At 71.4% G+C, this 8,293-nt stretch carries 4 protein-coding genes; 2 read left to right on the top strand and 2 right to left on the bottom strand.

The genetic code is table 11. From position 1 onward, the window contains the following. On the bottom strand, positions 1 to 679 hold a 679-nt coding region (locus OXN85_08710), incomplete at its 3' end, for an amidohydrolase family protein (protein ID MCY3600039.1). 134 nt (positions 680 to 813) lie between these two features. On the opposite strand from OXN85_08710, the gene OXN85_08705 reads away from it, so the two are divergent. Both OXN85_08705 and OXN85_08700 read left to right on the top strand, forming a co-directional pair. Then, complete coding sequence (locus OXN85_08705) at positions 814 to 3,966, top strand: PD-(D/E)XK nuclease family protein (GenBank protein MCY3600038.1); 3,153 nt, start codon at positions 814 to 816, stop codon at positions 3,964 to 3,966. Continuing rightward, complete coding sequence (locus tag OXN85_08700) at positions 3,963 to 7,607, top strand: UvrD-helicase domain-containing protein (protein MCY3600037.1); 3,645 nt, start codon at positions 3,963 to 3,965, stop codon at positions 7,605 to 7,607. Before OXN85_08705 ends, OXN85_08700 begins: the two co-directional genes overlap by 4 nt. Before the next feature lie 20 nt (positions 7,608 to 7,627). Here OXN85_08700 and OXN85_08695 read toward each other — a convergent pair whose 3' ends face one another. Continuing rightward, complete coding sequence (locus OXN85_08695; GenBank protein MCY3600036.1) at positions 7,628 to 8,215, bottom strand: hypothetical protein; 588 nt, start codon at positions 8,213 to 8,215, stop codon at positions 7,628 to 7,630. Between the last annotated feature and the right edge of the window lie 78 nt (positions 8,216 to 8,293).

The raw sequence follows: 8,293 nt of genomic DNA, 5'->3' as shown, positions 1-8,293 counted from the left end.
GGCCGACCTCGATCACGCGGCGCCCCACCTCGCGCCCTACGCCGACATAGAGCTTGAGCGTCTTCACACCCCACGCCACCATGTCCGCCACGAAGGGGTCCACGTCGGCGGGCGTCGCCAGGTACCAGCCGACGTCCGGATGCCAGGGTGGGTTGCCGTCGATGAGAAAGCTGCACCGGAAGACGTTGGGAGAGATCTCCGGGTGGTCGTCCGCGTAGCGCTCGATGAGGCGCTGGGCCGGGACGTTGTCTCCCGTGCTCCGGATCGAGGTCACCCCGTGCCCAAGGTAGAAGGGCAGGACTTCGTCGCCGGTCATGTGCGACTGGTAGAGGATGTGGGTGATGTGAACGTGCGCGTCGATGAGACCGGGGAGGACGAAGAGGCCCGCGCCGTCGATGCGCGCCGCGCCCGCGGCCGCGTCGGAATCGGCGTTCAGTTCGGTCGCCGGGGCGACGGCTTCGATGCGGCCGGCCCGGACGAGGACGCTCGTCTCCGGGCGCATGGCGGCGGCCCGGACATCGAAGACGCTGGCCCCGTCGATGAGCAACGCGCGATCCGATACCTGGTCGGCCGCGTCACCGATCCCCGACGCCCGGTCCTGCCTGCCGCAGCCGAGAGCGAGCCCGGCGCCGGTCAGCGCGGCGCCGCGCATGAAGTCACGGCGGTCGATGGCGGCCACGGGCGGCTACGCGGAGATGCAGCGGTACACGAGCGTCATTTCTGAGGATCGTCCGCGGCCCTCGGCGGCGTCAAGCACTGCGCCGTTCACGGGGCGTTGATAGCGCGTTGCGTTCGCGGCGCTAGGTTGTGGCCATGCCCGCTCCTTCCGCCCGCTTCATCGTCTCCCCAACCGCCGCCGTGCGCGTTGACGCCGCCCGGAAATGGCTCGGAGCGCAACCCTCCGCGGAAGGCGTGACGGTCGTCGGCGAGACGCTGTCCGGGCCGCACGAACTGCTCCTGCGCGGGACGCTCACGGCGGGGGCCGCGATGGGCTGGCGCCGCACCACGATACCCCTCCTGGCCCGCGACGTCGCGCTCTCGCGGCTCGCTGCCGACGGAAGGGCAATCGGAGATGCGGTGGCGCGCGATGCCATCGCGGCGCGAGCGCTGGCGGGGCTCGATCGGCGGAAACTCGGCCGCTTGGCGGCGGTGTCGGACACGCCCGGCTTCCTTCGCGCCGTGGGAGGAGCCGTGGACGCCCTTCGCATGGCGGGCGTCACTCCGTCCGTGGTCGCTACCGTCGATGCGGATCTCGCCGCCTTCTACGAAGCGGTCGAGGCGCAATGGAGGACGGCGGGGCTGGTGGATCGAGCCGGCGTATTCAAGGCCGCGCGGTCTGCACTCCGCGACCCGGGCGCCCGGCAGGGCATCGTGGACGACCGGCTCCTGATGCTGGACGCCCGGATCCGGACGGAACTGGAGGGGCGGTTCGTCGCGGCGCTCATCGAGCGAGGCTGCGACTTGCTCGCGACCGTGCCCGAGGGGGATGACCGCACACTGCGGGCGCTGGAAGAAGCGGGTGCGCGCCCCTCCGATCCGTCCCGGATCGATGGGGCCGCCGCGGGGGCGATCGAACGGCTTCACGCGCACCTCTTCGGCCCGGCGCCGTCCGTATCCGCCGCGGACGATGCCGTGACCGTGTTCTCCGCTCCCGGAGAGGGGCGTGAAGCGGTGGAGATTGCCCGGCGGCTCACCTCCCTCGCCGAGGCCGGAACGCCCTTCGACCGCTGTGCGATCCTCCTCCGGCAGCCCGAAGACTATCGGCCATACCTGGAGGAAGCTCTCAATCGTGCCGGAATCCGCCCCTGGTTCGCGCGCGGTGTCCGGCGCCCGGATCCGGCGGGCCGCGCCTTTCTGGCCCTCCTCCGTTGCCGGACCGAAGACTACTCGGCGCTTCGCTTCTCGGAGTACGTCTCGATCGGCGAGGTGCCGGACGAGGGAGAGGACCCGCAACGGGTGCCGCGACGCTGGGAGCAACTGCTCGTCGAAGCGGCCGTCGTCGGCGGCCTGGAGCGCTGGGAGCGGCGACTCGATGGTCTCGCCGCCGAACTCGAGTTCAAGCGCGCCGCGCTGGAGGCGGAGAACGGCGAAGACCCGCGTCTCGCGCGGATCGATGGGAGGCGCGCCAACCTTGCCTCCCTCCGGGCATATGCGCTGCCCTTGCTGTCGGAGCTGTCCGAGCTGCCCGCCGAGGCTCGCTGGGAGCGCTGGCTGGCGGCGCTGAACGCTCTCGCCGTCCGTTCGCTTCGGCGGCCCGGCAACGTGCTCGCCGCCCTGTCCGACCTCACGCCGATGGGGCCTCTGGGTCCGGTCGAGCTGGACGAGGTTCTGCGCGTGCTCGCGCCCCGGCTCCTGGAGGTCCCCGAAAGTCCGCCCGCGAGCCGCTACGGCCGCGTGTTCGTCGGGCCCATCGATGCGTCACGGGGGCTCGCCTTCGATGTCGTGTTCGTCCCCGGCATGGCCGAGCGCCTGTTTCCTCCCAAGATCGGGGAAGACCCGATCCTGCTCGACGAGATGCGCCAGCGGCTGGCCCCAGACCGTCTCCGGACGAACCGCGACCGCGTGCGGCAGGAGCGGCTCGCCTTCAGACTCGCGGTCGGAGCGGCGCGGAAGCAGGTCGTCCTCTCCTACCCGCGCATCGACGCCATGAAGACCCGGCCCCGGGTCCCCTCCTTCTACGCGCTCGAGGCGATTCGCGCCGCGGAGGGCCGGCTGCCCGGGTTTGAGGAACTCAAGCGGCGGGCGGAGGAAGTCTCCGATGCGCGGATCGGGTGGCCGGCGCCGAAGTCCCGCGCCCACGCGATCGACGAAGCCGAGTACGACCTCGCGGTGCTCGACGAACTCGACAGGCACGATCTCCGTGGAGAACGCGCGGTGAAGGCCGCCGGTCATCTCCTCCACTCGAACCCCCATCTCGCACGTGCCCTCCGCTTCCGCGCCTATCGCTGGGAGGTACCGCGCTGGACGTGGGCGGACGGACTCGTTCAGCTCTCGGAGCGGGCCGCGGAAGCGCTGGCGGAGCAGTCGCCCGGCGCGCGTCCCTACTCGGCGACGGCGCTGCAGCACTTCGCGGCATGCCCGTACCGTTTCTATCTCCAGGCGATTCAGGGCCTGCGGCCGCGCGAGACCCCGGTCGGGATCGAGGCGCTCGACCCGCTGCAGCGCGGTTCCCTCGTGCACCAGGTCCAGTTCGAACTCCTGACCCGCCTCCAGGCCGAAAGCACGCAGGAGCGGCCCCTCCTCCCCGTCGGGCCGGAGAACGACGCGCGGGTATCCGAACTCCTCGAGGAGGTGCTCGACAAGGTGGCGGGGGACTTCCGCGACCGCCTCGTGCCGGCGATCGACCGGGTCTGGGACGACGGCATCGAAACGATCCGACAGGACCTGCGGGAGTGGCTGCAGCGCGAGAGCGACAGCCGGTCACCCTTCGAGCCGTGGCGCTTCGAACTTTCCTTCGGGCTCCCCCGGGATCCCAACCGCGACGCGCACTCCGTGGCGGAGCCCGTCGACCTGGCCGTCGGACTGAAGCTCCGTGGCGCCATCGACCTCATCGAACGGACGCCGGCCGGCGTCATGCGGGTCACAGACCACAAGACGGGCCGGCATCGGGCAAAGGCGGGAGCGACGATTCAGGGAGGTGAACTCTTGCAGCCGGTCCTCTATGCGCTCGCCGCGCAGACGCTGTTCCCGGCACAGCAGGTGGAATCGGGCCGGCTCTACTACTGCACGGCGGATGGCGAGTTCCGGGACCACGTCGTGCCGCTCGACGACCGGGCGCTCCAGGCGGCCGGGCTCCTGAGCGAGATCGTGAGCGGGGCCTTCGAGGCCGGGAGTTTCCCGGCGCTTCCGCGGGAGGACGCCTGCCGCTGGTGCGACTACCGGCAGGTCTGCGGGCCCGACGAGGAACGCCGTACCCGGCGCAAGCCTCCGCCGGTCGATCTGCGGCGCCTGAGGGAGTACCCGTGACCCGGCCCGGCAGACTCGCCGACCAGGAGGCCCGCGACGCGATCCGGCAGGATCTCGACGACACGCTATTCGTCGAGGCGGCGGCGGGGACGGGGAAGACGACGGCGCTCACGGACCGGATCGTCGAGGTGCTGAGACGCGGTCTCGGCACGCTGGAGGACATCGTCGCCGTCACCTTCACCGAAAAGGCAGCCGGCGAAATGAAGCTCCGGCTGCGGGCGGCCATCGAGGAGGCCCGGATGGCAGAGGAAGACGGGGGCGCCCGTGCGCGTCTCTCGCGTGCGCTCGGCCACCTGGAACTCGCCCACATCGGCACGATCCACGGCTTCTGCGCCGATCTGCTGCGCGAGCGGCCGATCGAGGCCGGCGTCGATCCGGCGTTCCGGGTCGCGCCGGATGACGAAGCCGGACGTCTCCTCGATGGCGCCTTCGAGGGCTGGTTCGAGGGCGCGCTGGCGGACCCCGGTCCCGGCGTGAGGAGGGCGTTGCGCCGCCGCGATCGGCGGAATTCGGGCGGTCCGCGCGCGGCGCTGCGGGCGGCGGCCGGCAGTCTCGTGGACCAGCGCGACTTCGATGCGCCGTGGTCCAGACCCGAGTGGGACCGGGAGGCCGAACTCGACCGTGCGCTCGACCTGCTGCGGGAACTCGCCGACTTCGCCCCGCTGGCCTCCCGCCCGGAGGACTATCTGACGCAGAACCTGCGCAACATCGAACGCGGCGTGCGGGAGATCGAACGGCGGGAGGAGACGCGCGGGCGCGATCATGACTACCTGGAAGCCTGGTTGCGGTCCTTCGTGGGCGCGCGCTGGCGCGGCTGGTTCTGGCGAGGCTTCCGCTCGCGGGATTTCGGCGGCGGACTCGCGAAGGCCGATGTCGTCGCACGCCGGGACGAGGTCCGGGCGGAGGTCGAGGGGATCCTGCAGACGGCGGACGCGGATCTGGCGGCCCATCTCCGGGACGAACTCTGGCCCGTGACGGAGCGGTACGAGAGGGCCAAACGGCGCGATGGTTGCCTCGATTTCGTGGACCTCCTGCTCCGGGCGCGCGATCTTCTGCGCGACAGGGCGGAGATCCGGGCGCACTACCGCCAACGCTTCACGCGTTTTTTCGTCGACGAATTCCAGGACACCGATCCGCTGCAGGTCGAGATCCTGCTCCTCCTGTGCGGCGAGGACCCGGAGGAGACGCGGCCGGAGCGCATCGTGCCTGCGAGCGGCAAGCTCTTCGTCGTCGGCGACCCGAAGCAGTCGATCTACCGCTTCCGCCGGGCGGACGTGATGCTGTACGAGAAGACCAAGCGCCGCCTGGAGGACGCGGGTGCCCGGGTGCTGCACCTGTCCACGAGCTTCCGGTCGCAGCCGCGGCTGCAGGCCGCCGTGAACGGGGCGTTCGAGGCACGCATGAAGGCGAGCGAGGACGGCAGCCAGGCGGCGTACGTGCCGCTCGCGCCCTTCCGCGCCGATACCGGGAGCCAGCCCGCCGTCATCGCCCTGCCGGTCCCGAAGCCGTACGGACGCTTCGGAAAGATCCGGGGAATCGAGATCGAGGAATCCCTCCCCGTGGCGGTCGGAGAGATGGTGCGCTGGCTGGTCCGCGAGTCGGGATGGGTCGTGACGGAGCGGGAGCGTCCGGAGGCTCCGGTCCCGGTCGAAGCCCGCCACATCTGCCTCCTCTTCCGTCGCTTTCAGAAGTGGGGAGAGGATGTGACGCGCCCCTATGTACGTGCACTCGAGGCCCGCGCCGTTCCTCATGTGCTGGTCGGTGGCCGCTCGTACCACGATCGCGAGGAGGTGCTTGCCGTCCGGAATGCGCTGACGGCCATCGAGTGGCCTGACGACCGGCTGGCAGTCTACGCCGCCCTCCGCGGTCCGCTCTTCTCGCTCGGCGACCGCTCCCTGTTCGAGTTCCGCGTCGACGTGGGTCCGCTGCATCCGCTCGCCGGGTGGGGGCCGGATGGCGAAATCGGCGGGAACGAACGAAAGGAGGACGGGACGGCGCTGAAGCCCGAACTGCGGGACGTGGCGACGGTGCTCGGGCTCCTCGGCGACCTCCACCGGCATCGGAACCGGCGTCCCATCCCGGAGACGGTCCGGCGCCTGCTCTCGGCCGCGCGCGCCCACGCGGGCATCGCGATCTGGCCGACGGGCGAACAGGCGCTGGCCAACGTCCTCCGGCTCGTCGACCGGGCGCGCGCGTTCGAGCGCCGCGGTAGCCCCTCCTTCCGGGCGTTTCTCGACCGCCTCGACGACGAGGCCGAACGCGGGCAGTCCGAGGAGGCGCCCATCGTGGAGGAGGGGACGGAGGGCGTGCGGATGATGACGGTACACAAGGCCAAGGGCCTCGAATTCCCGGTCGTCATCCTGGCGGACATGACCTGCCCCGCGGCGCACGAGCCGCCGTCGCACCACATGGACGCCCCGCGACGCCTCTGGGCCCAGCGCCTCTGCGGCGCCACGCCGCGCGACATCCTGGACAACGCCGAGGTCGAGCGGCGCCGGGAGATGGCCGAGGCGGACCGACTCGCGTACGTCGCGGCCACGCGGGCGCGCGATCTGCTCGTGGTGCCCGCCCTGGGCGACGGTCGAGACGGCCTCGGGGGCTTCTCCGGGGAAGACGGCGAATGGTGGCTCGAGTCGCTGAATCCCGCGATATATCCGCCACGCGGCGCTCGGCGTCGACCGTCCTCCGCCGAGGGTCTGGGCGCTCCGGCTTTCCGCGATGAGTCCGTCCTGGATCGTCCGGACAGGAAGGGCGGCCAGCGCCCCGCTCCCGGCGACTCGGTCGCGCCGGGGCTGCATATCGCCGCAGCGGGCACGGACGTCGTGTGGTGGGATCCCGCCGCGCTCGATCTCGACGCGGATCCACGCGCCGGCGATCGCCAGCGCCGATTGCTTGAGGTCGAGAGGGAAGAGCAACCCAGTCTGGATGTCGAGGCGGGGCGCGGCGCGCACCGGGAGTGGCAGGCGTCCCGCGCCGCGAGGTTGAAGGCCGGGGGACGTCGGACGATGTCTGTGACAACGGCCCGGGCGATCGCGCGCCGCGCCGCCGAAGCGTCCGAAGCCGGCGACCCGCCCCGCTCCGACCCGCGAGTCGCGTGGATCGAGGTGCCGCGGCCGGAAGCCGAGCGGTCGGACGGGGCGGGGCGTCCGGGTGGCGAGCGGTTCGGCGACCTCGTCCACCGCATACTCGCCACGGTGCCCCTCGACACGGATACCGGCGCGGTCGAAGGGCTGGCCGGAACGCTCGGTCGCGCGCTGGGAAGTCCCGAGCCCGAAATCGTCGCGGCGGCGGCTCTGGCGGCGCGCGTGCTGGAGCACGAAGTGCTCGACCGGGCGCGGGCCGCCCTGGCCTCGGGACCCGGCGCGGTCCGTCGCGAGGTCCCCGTCTTCTACGCGGGTGAAACCGTCGGGCCGGACGGAGAGCAGAACCGGGAGGGGGGCGCGGGCATCGTGGAGGGGGTCGCGGACCTCGCCTTCCGCGAGCTTACCGGATCCGGCCCCCGGTGGACGGTGGTCGACTACAAGACGGACCGGCGTCCCGCCGCTGCGCGCACCGAATACGAGGCGCAGGTCGCCTGCTACGTCGAAGCCATCGAGCGGGCCAGCGGGGAACCGACCCGAGGGATCGTGCTGGCGTTGTAGTGACGGAGGTAGTGTCGCAGTTAGGCGCCGTACTTCCGGCGATGGAGTTCGGCGGCCCGGTCGGACCACTCCTTGAGCCGGATCCGCGCGCCGAGCCCCCTTCCGAGAGTGTCGAGGTCGTCGGAGGTCCACCGGGCGAGATCGAGGTACGTTCGGTAGCCCATCTCGTTCAGTCGCGCCTCGAAGGTGGGGCCGATCCCCTTGATGCGCGTCAGATCGTCGCCCTCGCGAGATGCCCGCGCGCCCACACTTTCCGCCGGCAGGGGACGTGCGTTGCGCCTGCGACCCGTTCGCGTCCGCGGGAAGCCGGCGCGCCGGGCCGGGGCCACCATCCCGCCCCCCTCGGGATCGAGTTTCGAGAGGCGGGTGTAGAGGCTGTCCCGCTCGGCCTCGATCTTCCGTCGTGCGGCCTCGGATTCGAGCCGCGCACGCTCCAGCACCCGCCGTGCGTCCTCTTCGATGGCGGACAGACGGTTGTCGAACCGACGCTTGAGCGTCAGCTCTCTTCCGGCGATCTGTCGGCCACGGATCCACCAGCCGACGAGAAAACCCGCCAGTGCGGCCAGCATCAGCCCCAGAACGACGATCGGGGTCAGGATATCCATCATCTTCGATCGGACTCCGGGTTCCGGCGTACTCCCGCCGCGAGGTGACGCGGAAGGGGAACCCAATGTAGGGTGACGGAG

The sequence above is a fragment of the Candidatus Palauibacter australiensis genome (genome assembly GCA_026705295.1).
GTDB classification, from domain to species: domain Bacteria; phylum Gemmatimonadota; class Gemmatimonadetes; order Palauibacterales; family Palauibacteraceae; genus Palauibacter; species Palauibacter australiensis.
Note: the sequence above shows the minus strand (reverse complement) of the source record. Positions and strands in the feature narration are given on the sequence as shown.

What these genes read in the sequence shown, in the direction of transcription:
- OXN85_08705 (MCY3600038.1), top strand. Translation starts at nt 814, where the DNA reads ATGCCCGCTCCTTCCGCCCGCTTCATCGTCTCCCCAACCGCCGCCGTG.
- OXN85_08695 (MCY3600036.1), bottom strand. Translation starts at nt 8,215, where the DNA reads ATGATGGATATCCTGACCCCGATCGTCGTTCTGGGGCTGATGCTGGCC.